At 69.2% G+C, this 18,224-nt stretch carries 8 protein-coding genes; all 8 read right to left on the reverse strand.

What is annotated here, in order from left to right:
- Positions 1-37: 37 nt before the first annotated feature.
- On the reverse strand, positions 38-871 hold the full coding sequence (locus tag COO58_RS19520) for a class I SAM-dependent methyltransferase (protein WP_255292715.1): 834 nt from the start codon (positions 869-871) through the stop codon (positions 38-40).
- Between the two features lie 80 nt (positions 872-951).
- Entirely contained in the window at positions 952-1,170 is a 219-nt protein-coding gene (locus tag COO58_RS19525; protein WP_091573754.1) for an MbtH family NRPS accessory protein, read from the reverse strand.
- Positions 1,167-1,895 (reverse strand): aspartate/glutamate racemase family protein, encoded by a 729-nt coding sequence (locus COO58_RS19530; protein ID WP_098746622.1) that lies wholly within the window; start codon positions 1,893-1,895, stop codon positions 1,167-1,169. Before COO58_RS19530 ends, COO58_RS19525 begins: the two co-directional genes overlap by 4 nt.
- Positions 1,892-8,995, reverse strand: coding sequence for a non-ribosomal peptide synthetase (locus COO58_RS19535; RefSeq protein ID WP_098746624.1), 7,104 nt, complete (start codon positions 8,993-8,995; stop codon positions 1,892-1,894). The genes COO58_RS19530 and COO58_RS19535 overlap by 4 nt, the downstream gene beginning before the upstream one ends.
- Entirely contained in the window at positions 8,992-10,845 is a 1,854-nt protein-coding gene (locus tag COO58_RS19540; RefSeq protein ID WP_255292716.1) for a non-ribosomal peptide synthetase, read from the reverse strand. The genes COO58_RS19535 and COO58_RS19540 overlap by 4 nt, the downstream gene beginning before the upstream one ends.
- Positions 10,846-10,915: 70 nt before the next feature.
- Positions 10,916-12,262: a condensation domain-containing protein gene (locus tag COO58_RS19545; RefSeq protein WP_098746625.1), complete on the reverse strand. Its 1,347-nt coding sequence runs from the start codon at positions 12,260-12,262 to the stop codon at positions 10,916-10,918.
- Positions 12,259-15,513, reverse strand: a complete 3,255-nt coding sequence (locus COO58_RS19550; RefSeq protein WP_098746627.1) for a non-ribosomal peptide synthetase — start codon at positions 15,511-15,513, stop codon at positions 12,259-12,261. The genes COO58_RS19545 and COO58_RS19550 overlap by 4 nt, the downstream gene beginning before the upstream one ends.
- A complete protein-coding gene (locus COO58_RS19555) occupies positions 15,510-18,077 on the reverse strand; it encodes a non-ribosomal peptide synthetase (RefSeq protein WP_141561934.1) in 2,568 nt (855 codons plus the stop codon). The genes COO58_RS19550 and COO58_RS19555 overlap by 4 nt, the downstream gene beginning before the upstream one ends.
- Positions 18,078-18,224 lie beyond the last annotated feature (147 nt).

Raw genomic sequence — 18,224 nt, forward strand, 5'->3', positions numbered from 1 at the left:
CGCCGTTCCGCGACCGGATCGCACACCCACGGACGGGTCATTTGACCGCTCGTACGACCGCCATTGAGTTGCTCCACCAGTAATGGCAGTCCTCGGGCGGCAGCAGGTCACGCACCACCTCGACAGAGAAGCTGCTGAAGTGCTCAAGCAGTCGCCTCTGGTGCCGCCGACTCAGCGAGTCGATTTCGTTGCTGTAGTAGCTGAAAACCCCGCCTGGCCTCAGGTGGGCGGCCGCGTGCGGGAAGAAGTGGGCGGCGAAGGTGACATCGTCGACGACGTACCTCATGAACTCGTCCTCGTCAGCCGGATACGTGTCGAAGAAGATGCCGTCGTAGAGACCGAGGGTCGGCAATGTCTCCTGCCACGGTCCGAGGATCAACGTGGTCGTGGCGTCCGGGAAGCCGCTCTGCCAATGTGCGAACGCCTGAGCAACGTCCTCGTTGGCCTCCAGGACGGTGTACGAGCGGATGCCCATGTCCTGCATGTACGTCGCCGATATCCCCATCCCGAAACCAATTTCGAGGACGTCGCCACCAGATGCTGCGACCTGAGCGGCCATCGCACGCATCAGCGGCGCCTCCCAGTCCTGCATTACCTGCTGACCTTCGATTATCAACTCGTCGGCCGCATAGTGAGCGTCACTGTCGCGCCATCCCCCGGCGATTGCCGGCCGATCGGACCCGGCGACCAGCCCGGTACTGAGTACATCGAGATGCATGAGATCGTCGACCAGCTCTTCGCCGGCCCGCTGCAACCACCACGCCCGCTGCGCCGCGCGCGGGGTGGGCATGAAGTCGTCGGCCGGCTGAACAGTGACGGCAAGCTTCGCCGAACGGTGTCTGAACAAGGTCCCTCTTCCGTTGATGCCCATCGCAGTCCCACGCCGTTTCTCCACGACGAAGAAGTGCGGTGCACGTCTGGGCTGATCTGCCACGTGCGAAAGGCGACGCCTCATGGGGCGTCCGAGGCGGCTGCGATCCGGTCACGGAGGCTTTTGGGGCGCATGTCCGTCCAGAGTTCCTCGATGCGCCTCAGGCAACCATCACGGCTGTCCGGCTCACCGACCGCTCGCCAGCCGGCAGGGACTGGCCGACCCTTGGCCCAGATGGAGTACTGCTCCTCGTCGTTGACCACAACCAGCCACTCGTCAGAAACATCAGTGTTCGTCACAGTCGGACCTCCAGTTCATCCTTGTTGGTTCGCGGGCTCGTCGCGTCAGCTCGGTAGTTCAGCGCAGCGTGGGCCAGGACGTCGGTGGCGTCCACGACCGGCACGGCCACCTCGACCGCGGGAGCGATCACCGACAACTCGGTGCAGCCCAGTACCACACAATCCGCATCGGGATGCGCTCTCAGCAGTGCGCGTACGCACTGGGTGAACTCCGCACGAGTTCGATCCGACGGTTCGCCGCGCTTGACTCGGTAGATGAAGTCCGTGATCTGGCGCTGTCCGTGCGGATCAGGGTAGATCGCCCTGGTGGCGGAGGAAAAAAGCGGTTCGAAGCTCCGCAGAGCGACGGTGGCCTCGGTGGCCAGGATCAGCGGCCGGCAGAGGTCCCCGCGCTCCAGATGCGCTGCGACCTCCAGCAGTAGATCCACGATCGGAACCCGGGACTCACGCAGCAGATCGGCTCGGTAGACGTGTGTGGTGGCCGACGGAATGGCGATCAGATCCGCGCCGGCCACACACAGCCTGCGGACTGCCTCCTCCAGCGCGGGCAACGGACTCGGCCCGCGTGCCAGCTGATGATCGATCCGGCTGGGGATCTGTTCCGCGACCAGTATGACGGCCGCGTACTCTTCGTCGGTGACGGCTGGGCACAGATCGAGGATCCGCCGGTAGAAGTGCGCGGCCGCGTACGGCCCGACCCCGCCGACGATGCCGATCCGCTTCATGAGTCAGTTCCCGGGGTTGCGCCGGAGTCGACAGCGAGGACCGCGTCCACGGCGTCGCGCAGCCGAACAGCCACCGTGGCCACGTTCGGCTCGGTGAAGAGATCGTGATGGTTGCCGGGCAGGAGGCTCACATGTATCTCGCCACGAGTCAACTGCTGCCAACTCTCGGGTCTGACCACCGGACGGGACAGACTGGGATGCTGCTCCGAAGCCTTGAACAACCAGATGTCCGCGCCAACCTCGGCCGGTCGGAAGCGATCAGCGGCATGACCGTTGGCCGTGAACACGTCGTACATCCGCCGTAGCGCCGGCGTCTGGGCTCCGGCCGGCAGCCGTGCCCGGTCGACGAGATGTCGCGTCAGCCCGGCGAGAACCTCCTCGAAGTCGGCGTTCCCGCCTTGCCCCTCGGCGGAGATCTCGGCATCCCTCACTCCATGGGAGAGAGAGAACTTCTCCAGATCCGCCACGTTCTCATATCGGTGCTCGGTGGAGTCGACACCGAATGCGCGTGCGTCGATCACACCGAGGAACGCCACCTTCTCACCGGCCGCTTCCAACAGCCGGGTCATCTCCAGAGCGACATTGCCGCCGAACGACCAACCCGCCAGCAGGTACGGCCCGTGTGGCGCCACCGCCCGGATCTCGGACACGTACCGCTGGGCCATGGCGGGGATGTCGGCCAGCGGCGCGACGTCCGTGTTGTACCCGACGGCCTCGATCCCGTAGACCGGCCGCCACCGTCCCCACTCCCGGGCGAGCGCGACATAGCCGCACGCGTCACCGGACTGCGGGTGCACCAGGAACAGCGGAGTACCGCTGAGATCCGGGGCGGTCAGCAGCACCATCAGCCGGTCCTGGGCAGGTTGTCCGGTCCGGGCAGCCAGCGCCTCGATCGTGCGGTGCTGGAAGATCGCGTTCAGTGGCAGCTCGACACCGAATGTCTCCGCGATCGCGTCGATCAGCTCCACGGCCTTGAGCGAATGCCCACCGAGTTCGAAGAAATCGTCACACACTCCGATCGGGCCGCACCCGAGCACTCTTTCCCACACGGGCACCATGCGCAGCTCAGCGCCATCACGCGGGCCGAGGACCTCACGACCCGGGCCGACGGCCGGCGGGGTGCGGCGTACCAGTTCGGCCCGATCCACCTTGCCGTGCACTGTGCGCGGCAACTCCGTCGCGCGCACGAAGCGCGAGGGGTGATACGACTGCGGCAAGGTTTCGACGACGCTGGCGCGGAGGAGAGAAGCGTCGAAGGGATCGGCGACAACGTGGGCGACCAGCTCCACCCGGTCCCGCTCGCCGACCACCACCACCGCTGCGGCCCGTACTCCCGGCACCGCCAGCAGCGAGGACTCGATCTCACCAGGCTCGACCCGAACCCCGCGAACCTTGACCTGGTGGTCCAGCCTGCCCAGGTAACGGACCTCGCCGTGGTGATCGACACGCGCCAGATCGCCGGTCCGGTACAGCCGTGCCCCCGGTTGGAAGGGATCGGGCACGAAGCGGAGCGCGGTGAGGCCGGGTGCGCCCAGATAGCCGGCCGAGACGCGTGGGCCACCGATCGCCAGCTCGCCGACCGCCCCGCGCGGCAACGGCCGTCCTCCGGCATCGAGGATGAGCACCCGGGCATCGGGTAGCGGTCTGCCGGCAGGTATGTACCCGGCACGCAGATCCGCCTCGGTGACCCGGTGGAACGTGGTGGTCATCGTGCATTCGGTAGGCCCGTACTGGTTCACCACCTCGACCTGGTCTCCCAGGTCGAGGGCGGCCGTCGCCACCGCGGCCGGCAGCTCCTCCCCACTGGTCAGGATCAGACGTAGCCCGGGGCGGCGCGGCAACTGCCTGGCGGCGGTGACCAGTGCCCCCAGCATCGACGGCACCATCGACAGCAGCGCGGTGATCTCGTGATCCAGCAACGCCCTCGCGATGGCGCGCTGGTCATGGGTCTCCTGGTCGGGCGTCAGCACGAGCCGCGCGCCGGCCGCCAGTGTGCTCAGGATGTCGCGGACGCTGGCGTCGAAGGACAACGCCGCCAACTGCAGCACCACGTCCCGCTGGCCGAGCCGGTACTCCCTGATCACGTGCCGCAGGTAGCCGGCCGCGGCCCCGTGCCTGGTGGCCACGGCTTTGGGTGTGCCGGTGGAGCCGGAGGTGTAGGTGATGTACGCGATGTCGTCCGGCTCAGGTCCCCGGGTCGTCGGGACACCGCCGGGTGGGCCGTCGGGCTCGATGATCCGTACGGTTTCGGCCAGGGCCGGATCGCCGACCGGCCGGTCGGTGACCACCAGCGGCACATCTGCGAGGAGGCGGCGCAAGCGGGTGGGCGGCTGGAGGGGATCGAGGGTCAGCAGGGTCGATCCGCTGCGCAGGACGGCCAGCATGGCCACGACGAGGTCCGCCGACCGAGGTAGCAGCACGCCGACAAGCACCCCCCGACCAGCACCTGCGCGCTGCAGCTGGACGGCCAGCGCATCGGCCCGACCACGCAGCTGAGCGCCGGTCAGGGTCTGGCCGCCCGCGGTGAGGGTCGGCGCGTCATCCCGAATGCCTCTTTCGACCAGCTCGGTCAAGGTGGTTTCGGGCTCTGTCGGCTCCCCGGGTCGGGTCGGCTGCTCCGCCGGGAGCGGCATCAGCACATCATCCGGCCCGGCAAGCGGCAGCGCGCCGAGCGGATCGTCCGGTGCGGCCACTACGAGGGCCAGAACCCGGCGGAACATCGACACCAGCACCGCTGCCGTCGCCGGGTCGTACAGGCTGGTCGCATACTGCAGGGCTCCGTCGATGTGCTCCGCCGCACGCATCAGCGACATGCTCAGGTCAAGCTTGACCGCGACCTGGCTGGCGTCCAGCGGCTCCGCGATCACCCCCGGCAGATCCACCGTGCTCTCGTCAAAGGCGTCGAGCGCGAACATGGTGCCGAACAGCGGGTGCCGGGCCAGGTCGCGCTGCGGGTCCAGCTGTTCCACGAGCCGCTCGAACGGCAGTTGCTGGTGGTCGTGAGCGTCCGCGACGTCCAGGTGCAGCTCGGCCAGCAGGTCGGCGAAACGGTGCTCGGGACGGACGTCGGCACGCACCACCACGCTGTTCAGCAGCGGACCGATCAGCTCGGCGAACTCGGGCCTGCTGCGCCCGGCGCCGGCGATGGGTGTGCCCAGCACCACGTCGGTGGTGCCGGCAAGCAGCCCGACGGTCACCGCGAACGCCCCGAGCAGGACGACGAACGGCGTCGTGCCTCCTCGGTGAGCCAACTGGTCCACCGCCGCGGTCGTCGCCGCGTCCAGCTCGAATCGCAGCTCCGCGCCGTCCTCGACGAACACCGCCGGCCGTGGGCGGTCCGGAGGGATCTCGGTGGCCGAGGCACCGGCCAGGCGCTGCCGCCAATAGCACAGATCGCGTCCATCATCGGTACGCGCCCGCTCCCACCTGGCATAGTCGGCGAACTGGACAGGCGGGCGCCCCGCCGGGGGCTCACCGGCGGCCAGAGCACGGTAGGCCGCATTGAACTCCCGCCACAGGATGGGCATGGAGGATCCGTCGATCACCGCGTGGTGCAGCACGAGCGCCAGTACGTGATCCCCGCCGGAACGTGCCAGCCCGGCGCGCATCAGCGGGCCTTCCGCCAGGTCGAAGGGCTGCGCGGCGATCTCATCCACGAAGGCGACGGGTGTGCGCCGCCCGAGCTCCACCACGTTTGTCCAGAGCGGACGCACCGGATCGATCACCTGGACCGCGCCGTCCCCGAATCGGGTACGCAGGATGTCGTGCCGGGCCACGACCGTCAGCAGGGCTTCGTGCACCAGCACCGGGTCGATCGTGCCTCGCAGCAGGACCGCCACGCTGACGTGGTAGTCGGTGCGGGAGGCGCGCAACCGGTCCAGGAACCAGAATCGCTGCTGAGTCGAGGACAACGGGGACGCGCCGGTGGCCACCGGCAGGTCCGGCTCGTGGTCCGCCGAGTGCGGCCGCTCACCGATGAACTCGCACAGGGCTGCGACAGTGGGATGGGCGAACAGCTGTCGCATCGGAACGTCGGCGCCGAGTTGTTCCCGCACCGCGGCAACCAGCCGCGCGGCCAGCAGGGAATGCCCGCCCAGGGCGAAGAAATCGTCGTCGATCCCGACCCCGTCGACACCCAGCACGCTCGACCATATCGCCGCCACCCGACGTTGCAGCGGAGTCTGCGGGGGCGCCGACGGACGACCGGCGGGCAGCGGGGGCGCGGGTAACGCAGCCCGGTCGAGCTTGCCGTTCGGCGTGATGGGGAGCTGCTCCATCGCGACGACCATGGTCGGGATCATGTAGTCCGGCAGGACCTCCGCCAGGGCCTTCCGGACCCGGGACCAGCCGTCTGATTCGGTGGTACGCCACACGAGGTAGGCAACCAGCACCCGCTCGATGCCCTGCCCGGCGGCGTGCACCGCGGCGTCGGCCACGCTGGGGTGGTCCCGCAACCGAGCTTCGATCTCCTCCGGCTCGACCCGGTAGCCACGGATCTTGAGCTGGTTGTCGGCTCGCCCCAGGAACTCGAGGGCACCGTCGAAGCGGCGGCGAACCAGGTCACCCGTGCGGTACAACCGCTCACCGGGCCGGGTCGGATCGGGTACGAACCGAGCCGCGGTTGCGGCAGGGTCACCGAGATAGCCCCGCGCGAGCCTGCTGCCGCCGATGTACAGCTCTCCGGCAGCGCCCGGCGCCACCGGGCGACCTCCCGAGTCGAGCACCGCGAGCGTCGTGTTGACCAACGGCTCTCCCAACGCGGGAGCGATCTCGGTGTCGGTGGGCACCAGGTACGCGCTGGCGCCGATGGTGGTCTCGGTAGGACCGTAGGCATTCCACAACCGCTCGGTGCGCGCGGCGATGTCCCGGGCGAGGGCGGCGGGTAGGGCCTCCCCACCACTGAGCGCCCGCAGCGGCGCGCCGGACCAGCCGGAGCCGATCAGCAGCGACCACCCGGCCGGGGTCGCCTGCATCACCGTCACCCCGGCCGTCTCGATGACCTCGGCGAGGCGATGACCATCGATGACGGTGTCACGGTCGATCAGCTCCACGCGCGCCCCGACGGCGAGCGGCACCAGGAGTTCCAACACCGCCATGTCGAACGAGATCGTGGTGGTGGCGGCCACCGTGTCCGTCGGATCGATCCCCAGCCGCTCGATCCAGTCGACGGCGAAGCCCGCCAAGCCGGCGTGTCGGACCATCACACCCCTGGGGCGGCCGGTGGAGCCGGAGGTGTAGATGACGTAGGCCAGACCTTCCGGGTCCACCATGCCGTTCTCCACCACAGCAGCGCGGGCCCCGGTTACAGGCAATGACCGCGTCCCCGCCGCGTTCCAGTCCAGCAGCTGCCCTGTCGTGCCGTCGGTCAGCACTACCGAAGTACTGCTGCGCCGCAGCATGTACCCGATGCGCTTCTCGCCGTACGACGGGTCGAGCGGCAGGTAGGCCGCCCCGGCCAGCCAGACACCGAGCAGCGTGGCGACCATCTGTGGTGTGCGCTCGAGGCAGACGCCTACGGTGTCGTCCCGACACACTCCCGCCTCGCGGAGCTGTCCGGCGATTCCAGCCGCGGTGGCCAGCAGCTCCGCGTAGGTGAGCACCCGCGTCCGGTCGCCCACCGCGGGCGCGTCCGGGGTGCGACCGGCCTGTTCGACGATGCGCTGCAGCAAGCTGGCGCCCACGGCACGTTCGGGGCCGGTGAAGACCGGGGGATCATGGGGCCCGAGCAGGGTCGCACCGGTGACCGGCTCGTACGGGCGCTGCGTGACGGTGTCGAGAAGCCGGATGTACAGCTCCGCGACTTTGTCGGCGGTGGCCGCGTCGAGCACGTCGGTGGCGTAGGCCACCACACCCTGAACACTGCCGTCGGGCAACCCGGTGGTCAGCATCATCTCCAGGTCGAACTTGGCGTGGCTCGTCGGAATCGGCACCCTGGCCACGATGGCACCTGGCCACCTGGGCAGCGGTGGCTCGCCCTGTTCCACCGTGATCATCGTCTCGAACAGCGGGTTGCGGTTCCGTGCCTTCTGGGCGCCGACCTGTTTCACCACCTCGGCGAACGGCACCTGCCCCCGAGAGAACCCCTCCAGCGCCGTGCGGCGGGTGCGCCGGATCAGCTCGATGAAGTCCGGCTCGCCGCTCAGGTCGATGCGTAGTGCCAGGACATTGAGAAAGGGGCCGATCACGTCCTGGAGTTCACTGCCCGCTCGGCCCAGCACCGGAGTCCCGACGACCACGTCGCGCTGCCCGCTGAGCATGGCGAGCAGCGCGCTGAAGGCCGCGGTGTGGACCATGAATTCGGTCGCCCCACAGCGGCTGGCGCATCGACGGATCCGGGCCGCCAACGGCGCCGGTACGGTGATCGGCAACTGCGCGCCCGGCCGCTCGCCGGGCGTGCCCCGTGGCCGGTCCAGCGGAAGCTCCAGATCGGGAGCGCCGGTCAGCGTGCGTTTCCAGTAGTCCACATCGTCGGGCGACGGCGCCGCGGCGGCAGCGGCGACATCGGCGTAGCACACCCTCGGGCGTTTCAACAGCGGCGGACCCCCCGCGCTGACCCTGCGATACTGGTCCGCCATCTCCGCCCAGAGCAGCGACATCGACGGCGCGTCGACGGCGATGTGGTGCACAGTCAGCAGGATGAGCCACCGTCGATCGGCTATGCGGTACACATGGACCCGCATCGGCGGCCGGGTCGCGAGGGGTATCGGCTCGGCATCCGCCGTGGCCACCAGGGCAGGAACATCCGGGTGGTCGCGAACGTCGCACAGCAGCACCGGAACCGCGTCGGGCTCATGGACGACCGGCATCGGGGCCCCGCCCCGATCGACGAAACCGCTGCGCAGCACCGGATGCCGGGTCGCCACGGCAGCCACCGCGGTCCGCAGAGCGCGGATGTCGAGCTCCCCGGTGAGCTGGATCGCCTCCGACACGTTGTACTTCGGGGAGCCACCGACGATCCGGTCCTCCAGCCAGAACCACTGTTGCGCCGCGGACACATGGCGAGCCGGATCACCACGGCCGGCGACCTCCGCGGAGTTGGGTTGGACGACGTCGGCGAGCCGGGCACGAGCGGCCCGTAAGCGCTTGTCGAGCTCGCTCATCGCGGGACATCCTCAGGCTCACTCAGCAGTTCGCGTTCAATGGCCAGTGCCAGGTCCGCGATCGTCGGATTGTCAAAGAGCAGCATGAGCGGCAGTTCCAGACCGAGGGCGCGTCGCAGCCCGCTGATGATCTGGGTGCCGAGCAGTGAGTGCCCGCCCAGTTCGAAGAAGTCCGCATCGGCATCGGTGGCCGGCAGGAACCTGGCCCAGACCTCGGCCACCAGCAGCTCGGACTCGCTGTGTGGGGCGCGACCGGCGACAGGCGCCTCGTTCGTCGGTACGGGTAGCCGAGCGCGGTCCACCTTGCCACTGGCCGTGAGCGGCAGCTCCGACAAGGCGATCAGGCGAGCCGGAAGCATGTACCCGGGCAGCCGTTCGATCAGGAAGTAGCGCACCGCCTCGGTGTCGACCATGCCGGAGCGGCCAACCACGTACGCGAGCAACCGCTTGTCATCGGGTTGCGGCTCGTACACCGTCACGACGGCGTCGGCGACCTCGGGATGCCGGGCCAGGGTTCTCTCGATCTCGCCGAGCTCGACCCGGTTTCCCCGGATCTTCACCTGATGATCTCGCCGCCCCAGGAAGGTGATGGCACCATCCGGGCCGCGCACCGCGCGGTCTCCGGTGCGATACAGCCGCTCTCCCGGTACGGCCGGGTCGGGCAGGAACGCCTCGGCCGTCTTCGCCGGGTCGTTCCAGTAGCAGCGGGCCAGCCCGACGCCACCGATGTACAACTCCCCCTCGACCCCGGAGGGCGCCGGCGTGCCGGATTCATCGAGCACGTGCACCCGGTAGTTCGTCAGCGGCTTGCCGATCGGGACCGCGGCCAACCCGGCGTCCTCAGGTGAGCAGGTGTGGATGGTGGCGTCGATGGACGCCTCGGTCGGGCCCCACTGGTTGTGCAGCGAACACTCCGTGCCGCGGAACACCTCGTGGAATCGGCGGACGAGTTCGGGACGCAGAGCCTCACCGCTGGAAATCACGTGTCGCAGCGTCGGCGGTGGGCTCCCGGCGACGTCGTCGAGGAACAGGGCCAGCATGCTGGGCACGAAATGGAGCACGGCCACCTCGTGCGCCGCCGCAGTACGCGCGATAGCTCGTGGATCACGGTGCAGGCCGCGCTCCAGCATCACCACGCGACCGCCGACGATCAGCGGCCAGAAGAGCTCGACCGCGGAGACGTCGAAGCTCAGGACCGTCTTCTGCAGGACGCCCTCGCCGGGATGCAGCTCGTGCCGCTGCTGCATCCAGCGCATCCGGTTCACCCAGCCACGGTGGGTGATGGCCACGCCCTTGGGCTTTCCGGTCGATCCCGAGGTGTAGTAGATGGAGACGAGGTCGTCCGGATCGACCGGGACGGTCAGCGGGTCGCCGGCGTCGCCGGTCACGGGGATCACCTCGACCGCGAGATCGTCGACCGGGCCGCAGGCCGGATTGTCCACGACGCAGTGGTCCGCTCCCGCCTCCGCGAGCATCGAGCGGACTCGCGCGGGCGGAAGATCCGGGTCCAGCGGGATGAACGCCGCTCCCGCGTGCAGCACGCCCAGCAGCGCCACGAGCAGGTTCGGACCCCGGTTGCACCAGACACCGACCGGCGAGCGCGCGGACACGCCCCGCGCGGCGAGTGTGCGGGCGAATCCGCGAGCAGCCAGATCGAGTTCGCGGAAACGCATCTGCTGCGAGCCCGACTCCACCGCGATGGCGTCAGGTGTCCGCTCGGCCTGCGCCTGGATCAGTTCATGCAGAGTGTGCGCGGTGTCGAGATCTTGTTCGAGGTCGTCGGTGGCCTCCGGGGCAGGGGCGGACCGGTGCTCCGCATTCGCCGTGACACCGGAAGTACGCGAAACCACACTCAGCTCCTAGGGTAGCGACGGAACGGATCCGGAAGGTCGATGGGTCGGCGGCCGCGCGTCGAGGCCGTCAGCTCGCGTCGATCCGGCTGTCGGGGTCGGCGGCGATCGCCATCAGCGAACGGACCAGCTCTTCGGCCAGGGCATCCATCCGCGCGGCCTCGAACGCGTCCGAGCGGTATTCGATGGTCCCGGCCAGCCCCTGGGGCTCACCGTCGTCGGCGAACTCCTCCTCGAGCACCACCTCGATGTCGAACTTGGCCGCCGTGTTGGCCCTTTCCTGGTATTCGAAGTGCACCGGACCCATGTCCAGCGTGGGTTTGGCCTGCTCCTCGACCCGGAAGAGAACTTGGATGAGCGGGCTGCCGACTCGTCGCCGCCTCGGATTCACCGCGGCGACCACCTTCTCGAACGGGGCATCCTGGTTGGCGAAGGCGCCCAGGTCGACCTCTCGAACCCGCCCCAGCAACTCGGTGAACGTCGGGCTCCCCGAGGTGTCGGTACGCAGCACGACCGTGTTGGTGAAATAGCCGACGAGTTCGTTGAGCGCTTCGTCGGACCGTCCGGAGACCACGGTGCCCAACGGCAGATCGGTCGCACCGCCGAGCGTGGTGATGGCAGCAGCGAGAGCGGCGTGAACGACCATGAACATCGTCGCGCCGGTTCGCTGCGCCTGTCTCGCCATGCCACGGTGGGTGTCCGCGTCGACTCGGAAGCTCCGGGTGCGGATCGGACCCGTTGCCCTCGTACGCTGGTCAGCCGCCAGCCCGGACTCCTGTGGCAGCCCGCCCAGCCGGTCTCGCCAGTAACACAGTTGGCGGGCTACCAGGCTGTCCGGATCGCGCTCGTCGCCCAGGAGTTCGTGCTGCCACAGGGCGTAATCGGCGTACTGCACGGGCAGCTCCGGCCAGTGGGGAGCGACTCCGACCGATCGAGCGGTGTAGGCCCGGCTCAGATCCCGGCAGAAGATCGCCTCCGACCAGCCGTCGAAGGCCACGTGGTGCACGACCAGAACCAGCAGACCGCGACCCGGGTCGACGCGCAGCACCTCTCCGCGGAGCGGAATGTCCGTCCTCAGGTCGAATCCCCGGGTGGCGAACACCTCCTCGGCCTCGTCCGCCTTCTCGTCGCTGGTCCGAACGCAGACGAGCAGCGGACCCAGATCGGCCAGGGACATCACCCGCTGTTCCGGGACACCATCGGTTTCCGGCAGCACGGTGCGCAGGCTCTCGTGCCGCAGGACGACGTCGCACAGGGCCTGCTGTAGGGCGAACTCATCCAGGTCCCCGGAGAACCTCCACACCAACCGGACGTGATAGGAGGTGTCGGACGGGTACAACTGGTTCAAGAACCAGAGCCCACGCTGGGAGAATGACAGTGGGATGATGCCCTGGCTCCTCTCCTCGGTTGCCGTCACAGCAGCTCTCCCTGGCGAGTCCGGCGCCGCAGTTTCGGGCGCGAGGAGTGCCTGCGGCCGGCCAACGTGCTCGCAAGACCAGCCACGGTCGGCGCGTCGAAGAGGTCGCGGACCGACGCTTCGGCGCCCATCACCGTGCGGATGCGGTTGAGCAGTCGGGTCGCCATCAGCGAATGCCCGCCCAACTCGAAGAAACTGGCGTCGGCGGCGACCCGCTCGACTCCCAGGACCTCTCCGAACAACGCGCACAGCTGGTGCTCCTCCGGGCTCGACGGCTCCTGGCCGCCGCCGGAGTAGTTCGGGGCGGGCAGTGCCCGCACGTCGAGCTTGCCGTTGCCGGTGAGCGGCATCTCCTCCAGTTGCACGAACGCGGCGGGCACCATGTAGTTGGGCATGGACTCTTCCGCCGCAGTCCTGAGCGAGGAGACCGGAACCTGGTCGTTGGCGGTGAAGTAGGCGACCAGCCGCCGGTCGCCGGGCCGATCCTCCCGAACGATGACGGTCGCCTGGTCGACCCCGGGCGCTGACCGGAGATGGTGCTCGATCTCGCCGAGCTCGATCCGGAATCCGCGGATCTTGACCTGGCCGTCGGCACGGCCGAGGAACTCCAGCTCCCCGTCGGAGTTCCAGCGGACCAGATCGCCGGTGCGGTACATCCGCTGCCCCGGTGAGCCGAAGGGATTGGGTATGAACCGTTCCGCGGTCAACGCCGGGCGGCCCGCATATCCCCGGGCGAGGCCGGCGCCGGCGACGTAGAGCTCGCCGGTCACCCCGGCGGGCACCAGCGCCAGCCTCTCGTCAAGCACGTAGACGAAAGTGTTGATCAACGGCTTGCCGATGGAGGCGCGACTGGACGGGCCGGTCACATCCGTGTCCAGCATGGCTATCGACACGTCGTCGGAGCATTCGGCGGGGCCGTAAACGTTGGCCAACGGCACTCCGGGCACCTGCCGATGCCACCGGCTGATCAGGTCCGGCGGCAATTCCTCACCGTGGGCCAGCATCAGCCTCAGTCCGGTCATACTGCCGGCCAGCCGGGGTGCTTCCTCGCACGCCTCCAACATGGCCCTCAGCAAGGACGGGACGACCTGCAGGATGGTGACGTCCTGGTCGGCGCAGCAATCGGCCAGTGCGACCGGATCACGAGCGAGGTCGTCGTCGACCGTGTGGACGCGGCCTCCGACGGCCAGGAGGGTGAGGGCCTGCCACACCGAGACGTCGAAGGTCAGGGGCGCGTTGAACACCAGCACATCGTGCTCGCCCAGCTTGTACAGCTCGACTATCGCTCGCAGGTGGTTGGCCAGACCCCGGTGCGGCACCAGGACGCCCTTGGGCCGGCCGGTCGAGCCGGAGGTGAACACGGCATAGGCCAGCTCGTCCCGGCTCGGCCGGTGAGCGAGCGTGGCGGGATCGGCGAGGCCCGAACCGGGCGACAGGACCCGCACCGGAAGCCCGGCGGACGCGGCGACCGACTCGGCCCGGTCGACCAGGTCGGTCGCGGCCAGCAGCAGCCCGACCCGCCCGTCCTCCAGCATCTGCGCCGCCCGGGAGATACCCGTGCTCGCGTCGACCGGCATGAACCCACAGCCTGCGCCGAGCACACCGAGCACGGCCGCCACGTACCACGGCGTCCGATGGGACAGCACCGCCACCAGAGTGTCCGGCCGGGCACCGGCGGCCACCAACTCGTCGGCGATCCGGGCGGCGGTCCCGGCCAGCTCACGGTAGGTAAGGTGATCCTCTCGGCCGGAAACGGCAACGGCCGCCGGCCGTTGCTCGGCGATCTGCCGCACCAGCATGGGCAGATCCAGCGACGGCTCGTCCGTGACCGGCCCGTTCCACTGCTGCAACTGCATGCGCCGTTCGGCGCTGGTGAGGAGGCTGAGCCGGCTGATCGGCACGTCCGGATCGACCGACACCGCACTCAACAATCGCAGCAGCCGAGCGCCCAGCTGCGTCACGGTGGCGGTGTCGAACAGATCCGTCGCGTACTCGAGGACGATTCGCACGCCGGCGTCATCCCCGCTGCTCTGCTGGAAGAAATCGACGGACAGGTCGAATTTGGCGGTGTTGACCGGCTCCGGGAGCGAGGCGCTCACCACGCCCGGCAGCCGCAGCTCATTCGCGGCCTCGCCGTCGTGAAAGGCGAAGAAGACCTGGAACAGTGGATGGTAGGCGCTCGATCGCTCCGGTTTCACCGCTTGCACGACGCGTTCGAAGGGCACGTCCTGATGCGAGAAGGCGGCCAGGTCGGCGTCGCGGACCCGTTCCAGCAGGTCCGCGAAGCTCGGGTCGCCGGACAGGTCGGTGCGCAACACCAGCGTGTCGACGAAGAAACCCACCAGCGGTTCCAGTGCGCGGTCGGTGCGCCCAGCGAACGCGGTGCCGAGCACGATGTCCTGGCCAGCACCGTACGCGGACAGGACCGCCGCCAGCGCCGCGTGCAGCACCATGAACAGCGTGCAGCCCCGCTCGGCGGCCAGCTCGGCCAGCTCATCGTGCAATCTCGGTGGGATGGTCAGTTCGGTGGTGCGGCCCCGGTAACTGGCCACCGACGGTCGCGGCCGGTCCAGGGGCAGGCTGATCAGCTCGGGAGCTCCGTCCAGCGTTTCGGTCCAGTACCGGAGTTGCTTGGTGGTCAGCTCGCTCGGCTGCTGGTCCGTGCCCAGCAGTGCCTGCTGCCAGATCGTGTAGTCGACGTACTGGACCGGCAGCGGGGCCCAGTCCGGAGCCGTGCCCGCGATACGAGCCCGATAGGCCGTGGACAGGTCGCGCGCCAACAGTCCGAACGACCAGCCGTCGCAGGCGATGTGGTGGACGAACAGGGCCAGGTGATTCACCCGAGGACCGCTGGTCAGCAGCGCGGCCCGAAAGGGAGGGTCGTCCTGCAGGGCGAACTCGATGTCGGCCAGTTCCTGGACGACGGCCTCGACCTCGGCCGCGGCGACGGAGCGTACGGTCAGCGGTGTCACGAGGACGGCCGGGTCGAGTACCTGCTGCGCCGGTTCACCGGCCTCCTCCGGGAAAATCGTGCGCAGGGTCTCGTGCCGGGTCATCACGTCCCGTAGCGCCTGGCCGAGCGCTTGCTCGTCGACCGCGCCCTCCAGCCGCCAGAGGAAGGTCAGGTTGTAGGCCGACCCCGATTCGCCGTAGCGGTGCAGGAACCACATCCGTCGCTGGGCGAAGGAGAGCGGAATCCGTGCGGGCCGGTTGGCCCGCACGAGCGCCGGCCGCTCGTCAGTGGCGGTCATCGGGAACCGTCGCCGGATCCGAGCAGGCCGGAGACCGGCGTACCGTCCAGATGCCGGGTCGGGCGCAGCGGTACGAGATCGGGGTCCTCCGACAGCCGCTCACGCACCAGGGCGGCCATGGCCACCGGCGTCCGGGCGCTCAGCACCGAGGCCATCGAGAGTTCGGTGCCGAACGCTTCCTTGACCCGTGAGACCAGTCGCATGGCGTGCAGGGAATGCCCTCCGAGGAGGTAGAAGTCGTCGTCGGGAGAGACGGGCTCCATGCCGAGCACGTCGGACCAGATCGCCAACAACCGCTGCACGACCGAGTCGTCGGGACCGACCGACGCGGTGGTGCTCACCTCGATCGGGGGCAGGGCGTCCCGGTCGACCTTGCCGTTGCGGGTCAACGGCAGGGCATCGACAAACTGCCACGCCGTCGGCACGAGTGCCGGTGGAAGGTGACGCCCGAGCGCCTTCCTCAGTGCCTCGGCCTGCACGCTGCCGTGCCCATCACCACGGACGACGTAAGCGTCCAGGTGGGTGGCCAGCCCGCGGTCATCCCGGCGGGCGACAACGGCGGCGGCCTCGACACTGCGCTGACGGAGCAGCAACATCTCGATCTCCTGCGGCTCAAGCCGATAGTCGTGCAGCTTGACCTGGTCATCCAGCCGGCCCAGCACCTCGACGCCGGCACCGGGCACCAGGCGGCCGAGATCTCCGGACCGGTACTGCCGTCTCCCGCGCTCGCCGAAGCCGTCCCGTCCGGCCTGCACCTCGTCGAGATAGCCGATTCCCACCCCGGGGCCGGAGATGATCACCTCTCCCGGCACCCAGGGTGGGACCGGGAGACCCGAATCGTCGACCACGGTCAGTGCGCAACCGCCCAGGGTCGTTCCCACCGGGACCGAGGCGCACCGCGGGTCGGCCGGAAGCCGCACCAGCTGGCAGGACGCGCCGATGGTGGTCTCGGTCGGGCCGTACTCGTTGTAGACGCGCAGTCGGGGACTCAGCTCGGCCACCCGCTCGACCAGACCCGGCGGAAGCGGTTCACCACCCAGCACCAGCACCTCGGTCGGTAGCCAGCCGCGCGCGTCCGCTGTCTCGGTGAGAAGCGCCGACATCTGCGACGGCGCCATCTTCAGCGCCTCCACCGGTCGGTCGCTGAACTCGGCGGCCAGCAGCTGCGGCTCGGCGGCACGGTCCGCGCCGACCAGCCGTACGCATCCGCCACTCGTCAGGGGAAGGAAGACCGCCGTGTACGAGAGATCGGCCGCCAGCGTGGAGACGGCGGCGAAACTCGCCCGGTCGGGCAGCTCCAGTTCCAAGCGGCTGGCGGCAGCATAGTGGGCCAGCTCGGCATGCCCGATGACCACGCCCTTGGGCACTCCCGAAGTGCCCGACGTGAACATCACATAGGCCACGTCCGCGCCGCTGACCAGCCTCGGTCGGAAGGTGACGGTCGACGGCGGGCAGGCAGGAAGTGAGACGACATCAACCGAACAGGAGAACTGCTCGACGGTTTCCGGAACCAGCACCAGGCCGGGATCCAGTTGCCGCAGGATCGCCTCTGTCCGGCCCCGGGGCCAGACCGGATCCAGCGGAACGAACGCCGCACCCGCGAGCCAACAGCCCAGGATCGCCGCCGGCGTGCCGACAGTCGCCGGGACCAGCACTGGCACCTGATCACCCGGGCGGATCCCGTGATCGTGCAGCATCGCCGCGATCAACTCGGCCCAAGCCGCCAGCTGGCGGTAGCTGATCACATCCGCACCGCAGCGGACTGCGGGAGCATCGGGAACGCGGTCAGCCTGCCGAAGAAATCGGAGAAGCACCGGATCCTGCTGCGCCGGCTGCGGTGGCGGCTGTTCGACCTGATCGGTCAGGCGCAGTCGACCGACGGCCCGGTCGGGATCCGTCAGCACATCGGCCAGCAACAACTCCAACGCTCGTGCGTACGAGACCAGATCTGATTCGGCCACCCCTCCGCCGGTCGCGGCGATGATCAACGTCAGCTCGGCCGGGCCCGCCCAACAATCCAGGTGCAGCCGGCCGGGGGACTCGCCGAACTCGGCCGGTTCCAGCTCCACGCTGTGCGACGAGGAATTCCTCTGGTATCGGAACGAGGTCTCGGGCCGGTGTGCGGGGCCGCTCAGATGCTCGTCGGCGGCGGTCGTCGCCAGCGCGTTCTCGGCGGCTCGGGCGGCCAGGGCGAACGCGGCCTCGGCCGCAATCGGCAGGCGCACCAGGACCGGGTGCCCGAGAGGCCCCGAAGTGGGCCGCAGCTCCGGGGCCGCCGGGCCGTCGGTCACCACCGAGATCGGCTGGTTCACGGTACGGGTGTAGCGCGAGCGCAGCGACGCCCATGCGGCGAGAAGCAACGCGCGCTCCTCGATCTCCAGCCGATGGGCCAGCGTACGCAGGGCGGAGAGTGTGGCGCCGTCCGGCTTGATCAGGACGGTCCGCGTGTCGTTGCCGGACGCTTCGCCCTCGACGGGGTTCAGGAACGGCAGGACCGCGGAATCGGAACGCGGATCGGCCGGCGGTTCCGCCCGCCGAAGCTCCTCGTCCAGCCGGACCGGCACATCGGCGTACTGGGATGCCCCGTCCGGGGCGGTGTCCGGCGTGCGGCGCCGGGCCGCGGAACCCAGAGGTGACGGTGTCGCCAACGAACCCTCACAGTGGTCGAGTGCGGACGAGGAGTCCAGCGGATACGGACGGACGGACCGCGA

This window comes from Micromonospora sp. WMMA1996 (genome assembly GCF_002573675.1).
Classification (GTDB): Bacteria; Actinomycetota; Actinomycetes; order Mycobacteriales; family Micromonosporaceae; genus Micromonospora; species Micromonospora sediminicola.